Here is a 15,059-nt window from a genome sequence, read left to right on the forward strand (position 1 = left end):
TAGGGAGGCACAATTATTTGTAGGATGGGTTAGCGGTAGCGTAAACTATGCGGGCGTTGGGTTTCATGCTTCAACCGTTCGGACCTCGGCGTGAGCTTTTGTCGAACGCAAAAGCTCACGGCCGAAGCCCAACCTACGTTCATCTTATATTTAATTCCACCCACCCACTTAACGCCAAAGTTATGCCCAGATCCCTCATAGCCTGTATTATTCATGAAAATTTGGGAAAATACTCAAAAGCCTTGCTAGGAAAATCATTCAGGGCTCTAGCTAAAAAACAGACTGTTTTTTGAGACCCTCTCATAATCAGGGTTTTGGCAATTGGTGAATAATTCAGGATAGATTCTTCCACCTCAGCGATCGCCTACACCCCTTAATTATAAAGATTTGTTTAGCTTGACCAGAGGTTGATAGTGCATCGGCTAGGATAAATTACAAATAAATTCAGAATGAATTACAAATGAATTCAAGATGAGCCAATCTGGTGAACTGTCGTATTTTAATCATGGAGTTGCCATTTTGTGAGTAAGAAATGGTTCGCAGATAACAGTTTGTCGATCGGGCGGACTCCTCTAGTGCGCCTTAATCGAGTCGTTGGCAACAGTCACGCCACGGTTCTGGCCAAGATTGAAGGTCGCAATCCGGCCTATTCGGTCAAATGTCGTATTGGTGCGGCCATGATCTGGGATGCGGAACAACGGGGATTATTGGGGCCGGGCAAAGAACTGGTCGAACCCACCAGTGGCAATACAGGCATCGCCCTAGCCTTTGTAGCCGCCGCCAAGGGGATTCCCCTGACCCTAACCATGCCTGAAACCATGAGCTTGGAGCGGCGCAAACTATTGCTCGCCTATGGAGCCAATCTGGTGTTAACAGAAGGGACCAAGGGCATGACCGGAGCGGTGGCAAAGGCAGAAGAAATTGCCGCGTCTAATCCCGATCGCTATGTGTTGTTGCAACAGTTCCGCAATGCTGCCAATCCCCGCATCCATGAGGAAACCACCGGCCCCGAAATTTGGCAGGACACAGATGGGGCGATCGATATTCTCGTGTCGGGTGTGGGAACGGGCGGAACCATTACGGGAGTTTCGCGCTACATCAAAAAGACCCAAGGAAAACCGATTTTATCGGTAGCGGTGGAGCCAGAGGCCAGCCCGGTACTATCCCAAGCCCGGGCAGGTCAGCCCTTAAAGTCCGGCCCTCACAAAATTCAGGGCATTGGGGCGGGGTTTATTCCCGAAGTTCTGGATTTATCCCTCGTGGATGGGATTGAAACCGTTTCCAACGAAGATGCCATTCTTTATGCCCAACGATTGGCCAAGGAAGAAGGGATTATCTCCGGCATTTCCTGCGGTGCCGCCGCCGCCGTCGCCGCTCGCTTGGCACAACAACCCGAACACCAAGGCAAAACCATTGTCGTAATTTTGCCAGATTCCGGAGAACGGTACTTGAGTTCCATCCTGTTCCAAGGGGTATTTAATGAGCAAGGGTTAGTGGCATGACGAGCGAGCATCCGAGCAGTTCTGGCGCTCTCTCCCAACCGCCCCTGTCCTTGGCTCTCGATGAGATTATCACTCAATTGTCTCAACCTCGTGGCGAGTCGTTCCACAGTTGGTCTCAATCACGAAGCCATTTCCCCTTGCCCTCCCGTGAGGCCTTATTTAGGATTGTCGATCGACTGCGCGCCGTTCTCTTTCCCTATCACTTTGGTAATCCCGATTTAGGCGAAACATCCAGCCGCTATTTTATCGGTCATACCCTCAATGAAGTCCTACAACTGCTGCATCACCAAGTTTGTCGTGAACAGTGGTTGCTGGGGTCGCAGTTGCACTGGTCGTCAGACCAGATTGAGAAGCACGCCCAAGGAACGGTACAAGCCTTTGCCACTCAATTACCCCATCTGAAGGCTCTGCTGGAAACCGATATCACCGCGGCCTATCGAGGTGATCCGGCGGCCAGAAATTTAGATGAAGTATTGTTTTGTTACCCCGGGGTAACGGCCATCACTTATCACCGCATTGCCCATGCCCTGTATCGGTTGGACTCGCCCCTGTTGGCGCGGATTATCAGTGAAATTGGTCATTCCTTAACGGGGATTGACATTCACCCCGGTGCGTCGATTGGCAATAGCTTCTTTATCGATCATGGGACGGGGGTGGTGATTGGGGCAACCACGGTGATTGGCGACCGCGTGCGCCTTTACCAAGCGGTCACGCTCGGGGCAAAAAGCTTTCCCCGGGACGAATCGGGCAGTTTAATCAAAGGTCAACCCCGTCATCCGATTATTGAAGATGATGTGGTGATTTACTCAGGTGCAACGATTCTCGGTCGGGTAACTATCGGTCGGGGCGCAACCATTGGTGGAAATGTTTGGTTAACCCGCAGTGTGCCGCCGGGGGGTTTTGTCTCCCAGGCTCAACTACGACAGGAAATGTTTGATGACGGCTCTGGAATTTGAGGTGCTGTCCTGACTGTGAATGTTCGGCCATGAGAGTCGCTTTGTTACTTTTTTTTGAATTGGAGGGTTTAACTCGATGACGTATAGCCAAGATCATGAATTGCAACTGGCTTTGGGAGATGCTGCCGCTCGGCAGTTAGCCAATGCCACGAAGACCGTTCCTCAGTTATTGACCATTTCGCCCCGGTGGTTCGTTCGCCTCTTGCATTGGCTACCCGTTGAAGCGGGGATTTATCGTCTGAACAAAGTCAGGGATGCCTCCCGCGTTGAGGTGGCCTGCTCTGAACGTTTCGGAGCGGGAGCTGCCCGAAACGTTTGTGGATTACGAAGAGACCCCCCGGTAGTATTTCTTGAGTGCGGTGAATACGGTACTGGATGTTCACACTCGCGTGTCCGATCTCTACAGCAGTCCCCACGATCAGATCCATGAACAATTGCGGCTGACGGTCGCAACGCGCTCGCTACGCGAGACCGAAACCCTGAAGGAACGTCAAGAAAATGAGTTGATCAACAACCATGAGTACGGATTGCTGAACAATATTGTTGATTCTCAGAAAGTGCAACCTCGCAATGGTGCGCCCACGCCAGACGATTTGGATGAGTTGCTGGTGAAGGTGTGGAAGGAACCGGCATTTTTCCTCGCCCATCCTAAAGCGGTCGCAACGCTCTCGCTACGCGAGACCGCGGCCTTTGGCCGAGAAGCAACCCGACGGGGTGTACCCCCTGCCACGGTGTCATTATTCGGGTCTCAGTTTATTACCTGGCGGGGCGTGCCTTTGATTCCTTCCGATAAGTTGGCCGTGAATGAACAAGGCAAAACCAATATTTTGTTATTGCGGGTAGGAGAAAGCCGTCAAGGGGGGGTCGGTCTCTATCAGCCCAATTTACCCGGTCAACAGGGAGTTGGCTTGTCGGTGCGATTTATGGGGATTAGTCGCAAGGCGATCTCCTCTTACCTAGTCTCCCTCTACTGTTCGTTGGCAGTGTTGACCGACGATGCGGCGGCCGTACTGGAGAACGTTGATGTCAACCAATACCACATCTACGACTATGACTAACCCCGAACTGATCCCTGAAAAGGCGGGGGGGAATCTACCCTCTGTATCCCCGCCCACGACTGCCCTAACTGAGGTCGAGAACATTTCTCTTAACCCCTTATTTCAACCTGACCTTCTTGAGCATCTCGCCCAGACGATAATTCAAGAACTACAACGGCACGACCTTAAGGCCGAGGTGGCGAAGGGGTTGAGTACGGATCGGGATTATCTGGTGCCATCCGCCGCAGCAACCTCCCCGGCTGCTGTGGGCGAACGGCCCACAGTTCCCTTCGACGTAGCTCCCTTCGACGAAGCTCAGGGCAAGCAGGGTAAACCCTTGGCTGTACCCTTAGCCACCTCCTCTTTCTACTTCATTGAAGAGTTAGAAACAAAAATCCCCGACCTTCCGGCCGTAGTGGCCAAGCCTGAACAGCTTGTTCAGGTCGCGGCGTTCTCGCGTAGCGAGCGCTTTGCGATCGATCCCCTTTTTGTCCCCCATGCCAGCGGGCGAAGCGTTCAACGACCTAGCTTCTTTGATGTTCATACTAAATCCTGTTTAAAAGGTATAGGAGAGTGGGAAGTGGGAAGTGGGAAGTGGGAGGTGGGGGAAAACAATCCATAACTTGTGAGTTAATCACACTATTAAAAACGGATTTGGTAAGTAGTCGTGCAAAATAAATTTCCTAGTGAAGATAGGCAAAAGGCACTCATGCAAGAGGCAAGAGGTGGTTAGATATGTGTAATTAATTTTGCTTAGGTACTTATTACATCGTCACAATCAGATTAGAATGCAGATAAAAAATAGAGTTCTTGCATAATTAATTTTTGAGAGTTCAAAAATGAGAAAAAATAGGCATAAAATTGCATAAAATCCCTGAATAGAGCATTTAATTGATTAATGCTCATTCTTAATTCTCCTGACTCTGAGACTACTGGCTCCGTTCGGACCTCGGCGTGAGCTTTTGTCGAACGCTGATCTCACGGCCGAAGCCTTACTCCTCACCTAACGGAAGATTTTTGATTTTTGCCAGAGGTCTAATTTTGACTTTGCTGGTATCAGATGCGAGTTTTGCTGCCGATTCTCTGTTTATGTCTAGGAATGGGGGAATTTTTGCTCAATCCCCCAGTTAGTCCCGTCAATTCCCTTCCCGCAACCACGGCAACCCGAACGGAAACCCGTTTGCTGCTGAATTTAAAAAAAAGACGGGTTTTTGTTTACCAAGTACAGAAAATAATTGCTTCTTACCCAGGGGCGATCGGTCGTCCGGGTTGGGAAACCCCGACGGGACAATTTCGGATGATTCAGATGGTGCGGGAACCGGTCTGGGAACATCCTTTCACCGGTCAACTGGTGCCATCGAGAAAAAACAACCCTTTAGGGGTGCTTTGGCTCGGATTTTGGACTAATGGCGAGAATTTTATCGGTTTTCACGGTACAACCCCAGAAAATCTCATCGGCAGCGCCGTCTGCCACGGTTGCGTCAGGATGCGCGATCGAGATATAAAGGCTTTATTTGAAAAGGTACAAATCGGCACTTCAGTGATAGTAATCGCTCAATAGAAACAATGGGAAAAAATGTCACATTTACCAACACTTTACCCGATGATGTCGGGAGAGCCGTCTTCAGGAGTAATTTAGATAGTCAACAGTTTAAAATGAGAGAAACTAAGCAAAGAGGATAATCGGTGAATATTATCGAACTAATCGGGATCGTGGCGGGAATATTAACAACTGTCTCCTTTTTACCCCAAGTGATTAAAACTTGGCGTTATCGTTCGGCTAAGGACTTGTCCCTAACTATGTTTATTTGCTTTTGTCTGGGGGTTTTTCTTTGGCTAATCTACGGGATTTATATGAGCAGCAAACCGATTATTGTCGCTAATTTTGTTACTTTTATCTTAGCGGGGACAATTCTCTATTTTAAGATCAAATATGATTAAAATAACTGGCAATCCCTTGCGGCTGTATTTGCTCACGTCATGACAATTTTATAATTTATCCCCACCTCCAGCCACGAAGAGCGGATTTTTAGGTTAATTTATTGTTAAGATGATCATTTTTGACCATTTAGACCAAATTTGGGGTCAAGAAACATGAGCGATCGCATCGAGTGGATTAATGCCCTATCAACCCGTCCCTCCCTAGAAGCGGCGGTGACGGAGGTAGTGGAAAAAGTGCAAGATAAGTTAGTTGGATCGGCAGATTTAGCCATAATTTTTATTTCTTCTGCCTATGCCAGCGACTATCCCCGTTTAGTTCCCTTAATCTTGGATAAACTCCCCGTTCCTGTGCTGATCGGCTGCGGTGGGGCGGGGATTGTCGGCATGGGTGAGAGGGAAAAAGCGCGAGAAATCGAAGCGAGTCCGGCTTTAAGTCTCACCGTCGCCCATTTGCCCGATGTGGAAGTGCAGCCCTTCTATATCGAAGCGGCGGAAATGCCCGATCTCGACAGTTCCCCCTCTAGTTGGACAGAATTATTAGGGGTAGAAGCGGCCAAAAATCCCCAATTTATCCTTTTAGCCGATCCTTTTTCCAGTCGCGTCAATGATCTGTTAGAGGGGTTGGATTTTGCCTACCCCGGTTCGGCCAAAATCGGCGGTTTAGTCAGTGGTGGCATGATCGAACGTTCTGGGGGTCTGTTCTACCACGATCAACAAAAACCGCGTAATACCTATCTCTATCGTCAGGGAACCGTAGGAATCGCCCTTTCTGGCAATATTATCGTCGAAACTATCGTCGCCCAAGGTTGTCGTCCCATCGGACCGATTTATCAGGTGAGTGAGGGAGAACGCAATATTATCATCTCCATGACCGGTAAAGGGGCCGATGGGACTTCGCAACCACCTTTAAATCTACTGCGGGATTTAATTGCCTCCTTGAGCGAAAAAGACCGAGAATTAGCGCAACACTCCCTTTTTATCGGTATTGCTAGGGATGAGTTTAAAATGCAGTTGCGGGCCGGGGATTTCTTAATTCGCAATCTTTTGGGAGTAGATCCTCGCCAAGGTGCGATCGCGATTGGCGATCGAGTTCGTCCGGGGCAGCGGGTACAATTTCACCTGCGTGATGCCGACACTTCCGCCCTAGATTTAGAATTACTTTTGCAAGCTTTTCCCCAAGAAAAACCTAATAGTTCAGATGTGCTAGGTGCTTTGATCTTTTCCTGTCTCGGTCGCGGGGAAAATCTCTACGAAAAACCGGATTTTGATTCGGGTCTTTTTCAGCGTTATTTCGCCAATGTTCCCCTCGCCGGTTTCTTTTGCAACGGAGAAATCGGGCCGGTGGCTGGGCGCACTTTTTTACACGGTTATACTTCGGCTTTTGCCCTCTTTCGTCAGGGAATTTAACGCTATACTAAATAGTTAGTACGCTAGGGAGTAGAACGATGATCAAGGCGATATCTTTCTCTGAGTCGGAGATTATCTATCCCGATAGTGACGGTAAACCGATGGCCGATAATACCAAACAGTTTCGCTGGATTGTGACGATCAAGGAAAATCTCGAATGTTTATTCGCAGACAATGACAATGTGTTTATCGCTGGCGATCTGTTGTGGTATCCGATCGAGGGGGATAATAAAACCTGTCAAGCGCCGGATGCTATGGTGGTGTTTGGCAGACCCAAGGGCGATCGAGGTTCCTATAAGCAATGGTTAGAAAACCAGATTGCGCCGCAGGTGGTCTTTGAAATTCTCTCTCCGGGCAACACTAAAGCGGAAATGCGCCGAAAATGGCAATTTTATCAGCGTTTTGGCGTAGAAGAATATTATCTCTACGATCCCGATGCTAATTATCTACAGGGTTGGTGGCGAAGGGGTGATCAATTGGAGATGATTCCCGCGATCGATAATTGGCAGAGTCCGCGGCTACAGATTCGTTTTCAACTGGAGAGTCCCCAGTTAGCTATTTTTTATCCCGATGGCTCCCGGTTTTTGACCACCCCAGAAATCAAGCAAAAGGCTGAATTAGCCGAACAAAGGGCCGATGCCGCCGAACAGCAAGCCCAACAGGAACGTCAACGGGCCGAATTGGCTGAGGCAAAATTAGCCCGCTTAGAGGCGCAATTACGGGCAATGGGGATTAATCTAGAGGAAAGCTAACGAGAGGCCGGAAGGACGGGATTTAACCAGTGGAGAATCTCATCTTTGAGACGGGAATTATCCCGGGCAAGTCCCTGTTTTAACCATTGGCCGATCGCATCGAGGGGAGTGAATACTTCTCCGGTTTGCCAACTGACATCTTGACTCAAGGGAGTGAGATGATTGCCCGGGAGAGTTCGCAGGGTAATTAAATCATTAAAGCGTTTTTTTAGCAGGGGATTTAATACCAGAGATTGATCGATCGTGTCGTCTTGAAAACGGATTAAAAGATTGCGACGAATGGCATAATCTTGGAAAATTAACTCGTTCGTTTCTTCGGGAGAAGGGGTAAATTCGAGGTTAAAAGTGGTGTCAATTTGCAAAGGTTCGATAAAGGGAATAGCTCGACGAATGGGATAATTATTAAAGGAAATTAGGATATTTCCCTCCCGTTCGACTTCGTAGAGACTACCGATTAATAAATGTAGTTTACACCCCATACTGTGACCCAATCCGTAGATGGGGAGATAACCTTGGGGCAGACTATGATTCCAGCGCAGACGTTCAATAATATTATCAAAACGGTTTAAAACTGTGCGGGCGATCGATTTATGATCGAGGGTATTAACAAAGGGAGTAGCAACAATAGCGTATCCTGAATTACCAAGGCTTTCTAATAACCAACGATAGGTAATATTCGGGGCTGCCGCCACAAATGCCCCACCTAAAAAGTGAATGATACCCCGGGGACGACGGGGGAGAAAAACCCAATTACCTGCTATTTCTTGCCAATTCATAATTAGTTATCAGTTAATTAATAACTTAGGGTTCGCCGTCACTCACCAAATAAATACGGCTCTCCTAGACTGGTGATAGCAAATTAGTAGTTGAAATAAGCCTAACCCCTTAAATAGCCTGGAATCCAACAAAGCAAAAAGCTTTTTTTTATTAAAATTGCTTTTTTGAATTCTGGTTAGCCTTTTGGCAAGGCTTGCGTGGATTATTTTCTGCTAATATATCATAACTACTCTAGAAGAGCCATAAATACCACTTCAACTAAATCCTGTTTAAAAGGGACAGGAGATTAGCCAGAAATTGGCACCGCCGGATAACGATAACTGCTTGCCCAAGTTATAAAAGATCGGGATAAATAGTTCTAGGCCAGTTTTTTCTTAATAAAAGCCACTAATTGAGCCATTTGTCTCTTCATACTTGCCATTTCTGTTTGCATTTGGGAAATTTGGGCATGGAGAGTCTGAATATCGGTGGTATAATCCCCAGTGAGTTCCTCTAGTTTCGGGCTAGAAACTGTTGGTTTAGGAGAATACTGTTTGGCCTTGGCCATCGCTTCTTTAATTGCTTGTACCAATTGTTTTTGGTCAAAAGGCTTCTCAATAAAGGCAAAATGCTGGAAAGGTTCGGGGATTTTCTCTACTACCTCCTCTTTCCGTCCCGACATTAACACTAGGGGAATACTTTTGAGATTATCTTCGCTTTCGATTTGCTGAAACACCTCCCAACCGCTCATTTTCGGGAGAAGGAAGTCCAAAATAATCAAATTCGGGTTTTCAGCCCGGATGAGATGATAGCCCTCTAATCCGTCTTTAGCTTCGAGGACTTCAAAGTTACCCTCTGGTAGCATATCGCGAATGTGCATCCTGATCACTTTACTGTCATCGATAACGAGAATTTTATGATTTGACATGATATACACCTTAGAAAAGAGACAATAGATAAGCTCGATGATTCGAGGGGGTATTGAGGGAAACTTTCGAGAAACAGATTCAGCATTCCCAAAAAACCCTTAGAAACTAACATACACTATAAAGAAAAAACCTCGGTTAATGTCCGAGGCTGCTGTTGTAGGAGAACTCAATGCCAAACAAAAGGGAGATACCAAGACCAAAGAGGTTTTTATCGGTAAATCACCTTTGTTGTCCCATTGTAACCCCTGTTTAAGCGTATCGGGATGAAGTAGCACTTTTTAGGGCTAAATAACTTAAACCGAGACATAAAAGCGCATTTACGCCCAAAAATGCCTGAGCGCTTCTGCCAGAACCTAACCAGATCAGAGTAGGATGGATAACAGCACTGATACCTAAAGTCACCGCCATGGCTAAAGTTACCCCCACCGCTAACCATTTTGCTTGGGGATGGCCTAAAAGCAGAGCAATCAGGACAAAGGGCAGGATAACACTGGCAAAAAGCGGATTAAGGGCAGAACTTCCCTGAATAACGCCTCCTAAGTCAGAAAGAGAACTCCCCATGACTCGGAAAGGCCATTGGGGTAAATCGAAGATATAAAGACCTCTGAGGAAAAATAAGCCAGAACTGCCAAAAATTAGACCAGCATTCAAAAATCCGTTCCAGGAGAAGGGAAAATAACTTCTCAGCCACCAAGCGAGGAGATAAGAACCCAAAACCATCGCCATTTTGGGCAAAACCGCCACCGCACCGCCATCAATCCAGAAACGGGGATTGAGATAACCGTTATCGCGCAACCAACGCCAAAAATCCCGGAAAGTAATCTGTCCTTTTAGGGCCAATTGTACGGCACTGCCCGCATCTAATTGTCCGGCCCCAAAATGATTAAAGGGATCATCATTGATCTTACGGGCCGACTGTTGCAAAACCTCTAAAACTGCACTGGGTTCTTTAATTCCCGCGGCCTTGATTAAAGCTACCACCCCAGCAACATGAGGGGCTGCCATGCTGGTTCCCTGAAAACCGAGGAACGCCGGTTCCCCCCCCTGAGCGGGATCGATGGTTTCTTGGATAATTTTACCCGTATCGGAGCCGCCGGGGGCAGCAATATCGATTCCGGCCCCGAAATTAGAATAGGGAGCTTTATTTCCGGAGGCATCTACCGCAGAAACGCCGATAACGTGGGGAAAACGGGCGGGATAGGCGGCGGAATTATCGTCGGCATTACCGGCGGCGGCGACGATTACCACACCTTTACTATAGGCATATTCGATCGCCTCTTTCATTACTTGGGTTTCCCCTCCACCCCCTAAACTCATATTGATGACATCGGCTTGATTATCGACGGCAAAACGGATCGCTTCGGCGATATCTCCCACGCTTCCCCCACCCGTCCCGGAAAGTACCTTGAGGGGCATAATTTTGGCTTTGTAGGCGATTCCGGCTACCCCGTAGTTATTATTGGTCGATTGGGCAATTGTTCCCGCTACATGGGTTCCGTGACCGTTATCGTCCTCGGCATTGCTGCGATCGTTGACGAAGTCGTAGCCTTCGACAAACTCGGTTTCTCGCAGATCGGGAACTCTTGATACACCTGTATCAATAACAGCGACGGTGATCCCTTCACCGTGATTTTCTTCCCAAGCGCGTTCGATGTTTATCCCCCTCAAGTTCCACTGTTTGCTATAGTCGGGGTCATTGGGGGCGATGAAAGCATGATAAATATAATCGGGTTCGATCGATTCGGTGTATTTTTTTAGGTCGGAATTGCGGAGAGTTTTCAGGAGTTTGCTATCTCCATCGACGGTGTAAAGATGTTCATCGATGGAAAAAATACTATTTAAACTGGTGGTTTTTCCCGCTTTTTTGTTGATAGCATTTAACTGCTCATCGAGGACAATGACGGGTATATCGTCCTTAAAGTCGATCAAAATTGATTGATATTCGCCCCGATTTGCTAATCCAGTAAAGTTAAAGAGAGCAAATCCTAGACCGATAATAAATAGGGTTAACAATAAAATTTTTTTCATAGATTTCCTAAGAATTGATCATTACAAGCCAAGGTTTTTGTAGTTTTGATGAGAAAATCTGAGGGAAGTTCCCCTATTTTTGTCGCAGTTAAAGATAGAACTAACCGGTTACAAAAAAGTCACCTGTTGTTTATTTTAAGCTCGATCGCCGATCGCTGTTAATTCCCGACTGGCAAAAATAGCTTCGTAGTGGCGATAATGTTTAAATTCCAGGAGATTATAGAAAGGATCCTCTATAAAAAAGGTTTTATGCTCGGTTATCTCCCCAGTAAAGCGAGTTTTTGGTTCTAGATAAAATTGTAGTTGATTGACTCGTGCTTGTTCGAGAAGATTGTCCCAATCGCTGGCATCTGGCAGAATTAGACCAAAATGGCGAGGATAAATGCTATTTTGAGGAGTAAGAGGCATTTCGGTGACATGAGCGACTACCTGATGACCGTAAAAATTTAAGATTATCGCTTTCTCGGTTTCCCTTCCTGCTAAACAACCTAAACCATCACAGTAAAAGCTTTTAGCGGTGGACACATCAGTAATCGGAATAGCGAGATGAAAAATTGCAGGTTGATTCATGGCGATCGATTTTATCCGCGCTCTACTAGGTTCTATTGTAGCGATCGAGGGGCAACTGTTACAGGAATTTTTTAAAAAATTGGCAATTACCTAAAGTTTGCAGAATAAATCTAAAAACCTTGTTGGATAATATCTTTAGGCTTTTTTGACATCAAAAAGTGCTGGCCTTTGCAGTAATCGGGGGGGAAAATTAGGCACTTTTTCCCTGAAAATGGGTAAAACCCCACACCCCACACCCCACACCCCACCTAAAGACTTTGTGCGATTCTAAAACCAGCGTGTTGATAAAAATTCCGGCGAAACCAATTGCGATAGTAGGGTAGGATTTCTGTGCCGTTAGTCACCCAAGCTCCTCCTAACATCATTTTATGTTGACTATTAAAGAAAGGAGTGGAATTGTCAGCATAGAGGTAATGGGGTTGAAAGTCAGTTAAGGGATTAAAATCATCTTCTAGCCATTCCCAGACGTTACCGCGTAAATCATCAATTTCTGAGTTATTGCCAGCATTTTTTAACATTCCTACGGGAGTGGGAGAACAGAATTTTAAATTGAGGTTATAGTCCTCAAAGTTATCGTTTTCTAGGGTATAACATCGATTTTTTTGACTGCCATAGGTGGCTAAATTCCACTCAGCTTCCGTCATTAAACGTATTCCTTGACCTTGAAAACGACAGTAGGCGATCGCTTCATAATAGTTCACTTCTACTGGCCAATCGAGAGGTAAATCGAAAACATCAAACATGGCTCGATATTGATAATTTCCTCGCTCATCTACCAGCCAAAATTTAGGATATTTGACTCGGTAATGATTTTTCCATTGCCAAGCTTCTTCATCCCAATAGCTGGGATTTTCGTAGCCACCATTATCGACAAATTCTTTAAATTCTCCGTTGGTAATCATATATTTACTCACCAGAAAATTGTTAACTTGAACTTGCCGATAACCATACTCGTTATCCCAACCATAAATAGGAGAATTTTGGGGTTTACCAATTTCTACCATTCCCCCAGAAACCTCCACCATTTGATTAGGATAAGCTTGACCAAAAGCAGGAGCATAATGCCAACCTGGAGGACGTTGCAGACAATCTAAGGGCAGTTGTCTGAGTAACATTGAAGATGTTTCAAAGTGAACACGCTGATGCTCAATTCCCATCATTAATGACCAGAGAGAATGGCGAGGATGAATAGGAAGATTAAGGGGGATATTTTTAATGATTTCGACCACAATTTCAGAGACTTGTTGCCGATATTCCCAAACTTTAGCCACCCCGGGCCACTGAATTTGGGCGATAGCAGAGTTTAATTCTTCAGGAGTTGCTGGATCTACTCCCACTCCAAACAATAATTCATAGTCAGGATTAGGGCTTTTTTTTAATAGGTTAACCAGCTGCAATTTATTCAGATAAAAAGCGGCAGCATGACCTAAATAAAAAATTAGGGGATTTCTTAAATCGTCAGGGTTACAATAAAAAGTTTCTTCTTTGATGATGCTTTTTAACAGCAGCTCTTCTAATTGCCAAGCATTGTCAAAATAGTCCAGTATATTTTCTCGACTACAGTTATTTAGAGAGATAGGAGCCTGTGCTTGAATCTTTTCCATGTTTTTATGCCTCTATTACTGCTAATAATTTTCTCATTATTTACGGTGATAACTGACAGAGAATTAAACCGAATAAATTTTCAGGATCGGTGAAAACCTTAAGCGGTTTTAATCCCTTTGATTCTAGGTCTTTTTGCATAGTTTCTAGGTTAAATTTACGCGAGATTTCTGTTAAAATACTTTCCGACGCTTGAAAATTAACCGTTAAATCGAGTTTTTTGAGATGAACATGGTGAGTTTTTTGACAAATTAAATACATTTCAATTTGGGATTGCTCTTGATTATAGATAGCTTGATGACTAAATAAATCAAGGTTAAAATCAGCTTGAAAACGCCAATTTAAATGGGAAAGCATATTTAAATTAAAAGCGGCTGTCACCCCTTGAGCATCATTATAAGCTGCTTCTAATATTGCCGACGGTTTTTGCAGATCAATCCCTAATAAAAAATAATCTCCAGCTTTTAGAACCGTAGCAATTTTTTCTAAAAATTTATCACATTCAGCCGCAGAAAAATTACCGATCGAACTTCCCAAGAAAAAAATCATTCTGGTATTATAGGAAGGGTTTTGACAATAAGCTAAGGCCTGTTCATAGGTTCCAATTAAGCCCTGAATGGGTAAATTAGGATATTCTTTTTGTAATTCTATGGCACTAGCTTTGAGAATAGTTTCACTAACATCAATAGGGACATATTTAGAGGATTTTTGTTGCCGATAATAAGCGTCCAATAACAGACGAGTTTTCGTGGAACTACCACTACCTAATTCGATCAATTCGCAGGGCCCTGTATAGGCGACAATTTCTTGAGCATATTCTTGGAGAATAGCGGCTTCTGTCCTAGTGGGATAGTATTCTGGTAATTGACAGATTGCTTCAAAAAGTTGGGAACCTTGCCGATCATAAAAATATTTAGATGGTAAACTTTTGGGGGTTTTAGTTAATCCTTTAATCACATCTTTTCCCTCGTCTTTAACCATATTTTGACCGGTGGCAGCGGTGGCTAAATACTCAATTTGTAAGAGTTCTTGGTTAGATGGTTTAAACTGCATAGATTCTCCAGATTATTCTCCAGTTTTTTGATTGTTCTCGATCGATGCTGGGGACGAAATCCACTTTGACAGCTTGAATGCTGGCAGAGATTATTGTTCTTTGGTAATTTTACCACTAAAACGCCGCAAAATTTACCTCTTGTCTAGATAGACAAAGTTTATGGATCGTAAATAAAAGCTGTTAAATCGATAGAGATGAGTGCTGATGTTATCCAAGCAAAATTACCAGTTCAATTAATCAGTAAAGACTGCATTTCCTCTAAGGTAAGATTTTCTTGAATGTAGCGAGGTTTAAGGGGATGATAGGGACTAGCAAGACGATCTATCCTAATAATTCTAGCCGTTTCAGGAATGAGCGGAATATCGGGATCGTAGGGGGTGCTGCGGGTAAGGGAACTAGAAAAACCCTTAAAAATAGAGATTTCTTCTTCCTCCCCATCCACAGCAATAGTCACCAATAAAACCTCGTGGGGATTTTTGAGGGTGTATTGTTCGAGTTGTTGACCAATATTCATAGAAAAATGGC

The 15,059-nt window shown here is 45.2% G+C and carries 14 protein-coding genes and 1 pseudogene; 8 read left to right on the forward strand and 7 right to left on the reverse strand.

Annotated features, from left to right (window positions below; genetic code table 11):
- Positions 1–521 precede the first annotated feature (521 nt).
- The 8 genes and pseudogenes from cysK (at position 522) to O9334_RS08155 (ending at position 7,595) form a co-directional block, all read left to right on the forward strand.
- Positions 522–1,502, forward strand: coding sequence for a cysteine synthase A (gene cysK / locus O9334_RS08120; protein WP_045356962.1), 981 nt, complete (start codon positions 522–524; stop codon positions 1,500–1,502).
- The gene (gene epsC / locus O9334_RS08125) at positions 1,499–2,458 is read left to right on the forward strand and encodes a serine O-acetyltransferase EpsC (protein WP_045356959.1); all 960 of its coding nucleotides are present in this window, start codon (positions 1,499–1,501) and stop codon (positions 2,456–2,458) included. The genes cysK and epsC overlap by 4 nt, the downstream gene beginning before the upstream one ends.
- Before the next feature lie 359 nt (positions 2,459–2,817).
- Positions 2,818–3,516, forward strand: coding sequence for a hypothetical protein (locus tag O9334_RS08130; protein WP_238567741.1), 699 nt, complete (start codon positions 2,818–2,820; stop codon positions 3,514–3,516).
- Positions 3,509–4,042: pseudogene (locus tag O9334_RS08135) on the forward strand (cysteine desulfurase); the annotation flags it as partial. The gene O9334_RS08130 and the pseudogene O9334_RS08135, both read left to right, overlap by 8 nt.
- Positions 4,043–4,555: 513 nt before the next feature.
- A complete protein-coding gene (locus O9334_RS08140; protein ID WP_287999807.1) occupies positions 4,556–5,056 on the forward strand; it encodes a L,D-transpeptidase in 501 nt (166 codons plus the stop codon).
- Positions 5,057–5,181: 125 nt separating this feature from the next.
- Positions 5,182–5,436: a SemiSWEET transporter gene (locus O9334_RS08145; RefSeq protein WP_002743903.1), complete on the forward strand. Its 255-nt coding sequence runs from the start codon at positions 5,182–5,184 to the stop codon at positions 5,434–5,436.
- A gap of 153 nt (positions 5,437–5,589) precedes the next feature.
- Positions 5,590–6,843: an FIST signal transduction protein gene (locus tag O9334_RS08150; RefSeq protein ID WP_045356953.1), complete on the forward strand. Its 1,254-nt coding sequence runs from the start codon at positions 5,590–5,592 to the stop codon at positions 6,841–6,843.
- A gap of 38 nt (positions 6,844–6,881) precedes the next feature.
- Positions 6,882–7,595, forward strand: a complete 714-nt coding sequence (locus O9334_RS08155) for a Uma2 family endonuclease (protein ID WP_287999808.1) — start codon at positions 6,882–6,884, stop codon at positions 7,593–7,595.
- Here O9334_RS08155 and O9334_RS08160 read toward each other — a convergent pair.
- The 7 genes from O9334_RS08160 to O9334_RS08190 all read right to left on the reverse strand — a co-directional run bounded on the left by O9334_RS08160 (position 7,592) and on the right by O9334_RS08190 (position 15,048).
- Complete coding sequence (locus tag O9334_RS08160) at positions 7,592–8,371, reverse strand: DUF1350 family protein (protein ID WP_045356950.1); 780 nt, start codon at positions 8,369–8,371, stop codon at positions 7,592–7,594. The genes O9334_RS08155 and O9334_RS08160 overlap by 4 nt on opposite strands.
- Positions 8,372–8,730: 359 nt before the next feature.
- Positions 8,731–9,279, reverse strand: a complete 549-nt coding sequence (locus O9334_RS08165; protein WP_045356948.1) for a response regulator — start codon at positions 9,277–9,279, stop codon at positions 8,731–8,733.
- A 250-nt stretch (positions 9,280–9,529) separates the two neighbouring features.
- Positions 9,530–11,308, reverse strand: a complete 1,779-nt coding sequence (locus tag O9334_RS08170) for a S8 family peptidase (RefSeq protein ID WP_045356946.1) — start codon at positions 11,306–11,308, stop codon at positions 9,530–9,532.
- A 135-nt stretch (positions 11,309–11,443) separates the two neighbouring features.
- Entirely contained in the window at positions 11,444–11,878 is a 435-nt protein-coding gene (locus O9334_RS08175; RefSeq protein ID WP_045356944.1) for a VOC family protein, read from the reverse strand.
- Positions 11,879–12,126: 248 nt separating this feature from the next.
- A complete protein-coding gene (gene ovoA / locus O9334_RS08180; RefSeq protein WP_287999809.1) occupies positions 12,127–13,482 on the reverse strand; it encodes a 5-histidylcysteine sulfoxide synthase in 1,356 nt (451 codons plus the stop codon).
- Between the two features lie 40 nt (positions 13,483–13,522).
- The gene (egtD, locus tag O9334_RS08185) at positions 13,523–14,533 is read right to left on the reverse strand and encodes an L-histidine N(alpha)-methyltransferase (RefSeq protein ID WP_045356939.1); all 1,011 of its coding nucleotides are present in this window, start codon (positions 14,531–14,533) and stop codon (positions 13,523–13,525) included.
- A gap of 230 nt (positions 14,534–14,763) precedes the next feature.
- Positions 14,764–15,048, reverse strand: a complete 285-nt coding sequence (locus tag O9334_RS08190) for a DUF7734 family protein (protein WP_045356936.1) — start codon at positions 15,046–15,048, stop codon at positions 14,764–14,766.
- Positions 15,049–15,059: the final 11 nt, after the last annotated feature.

It is taken from the genome of Microcystis sp. LE19-8.1F, from assembly GCF_027531715.1.
In the GTDB taxonomy this organism is placed as follows: Bacteria; Cyanobacteriota; Cyanobacteriia; order Cyanobacteriales; family Microcystaceae; genus Microcystis; species Microcystis wesenbergii_A.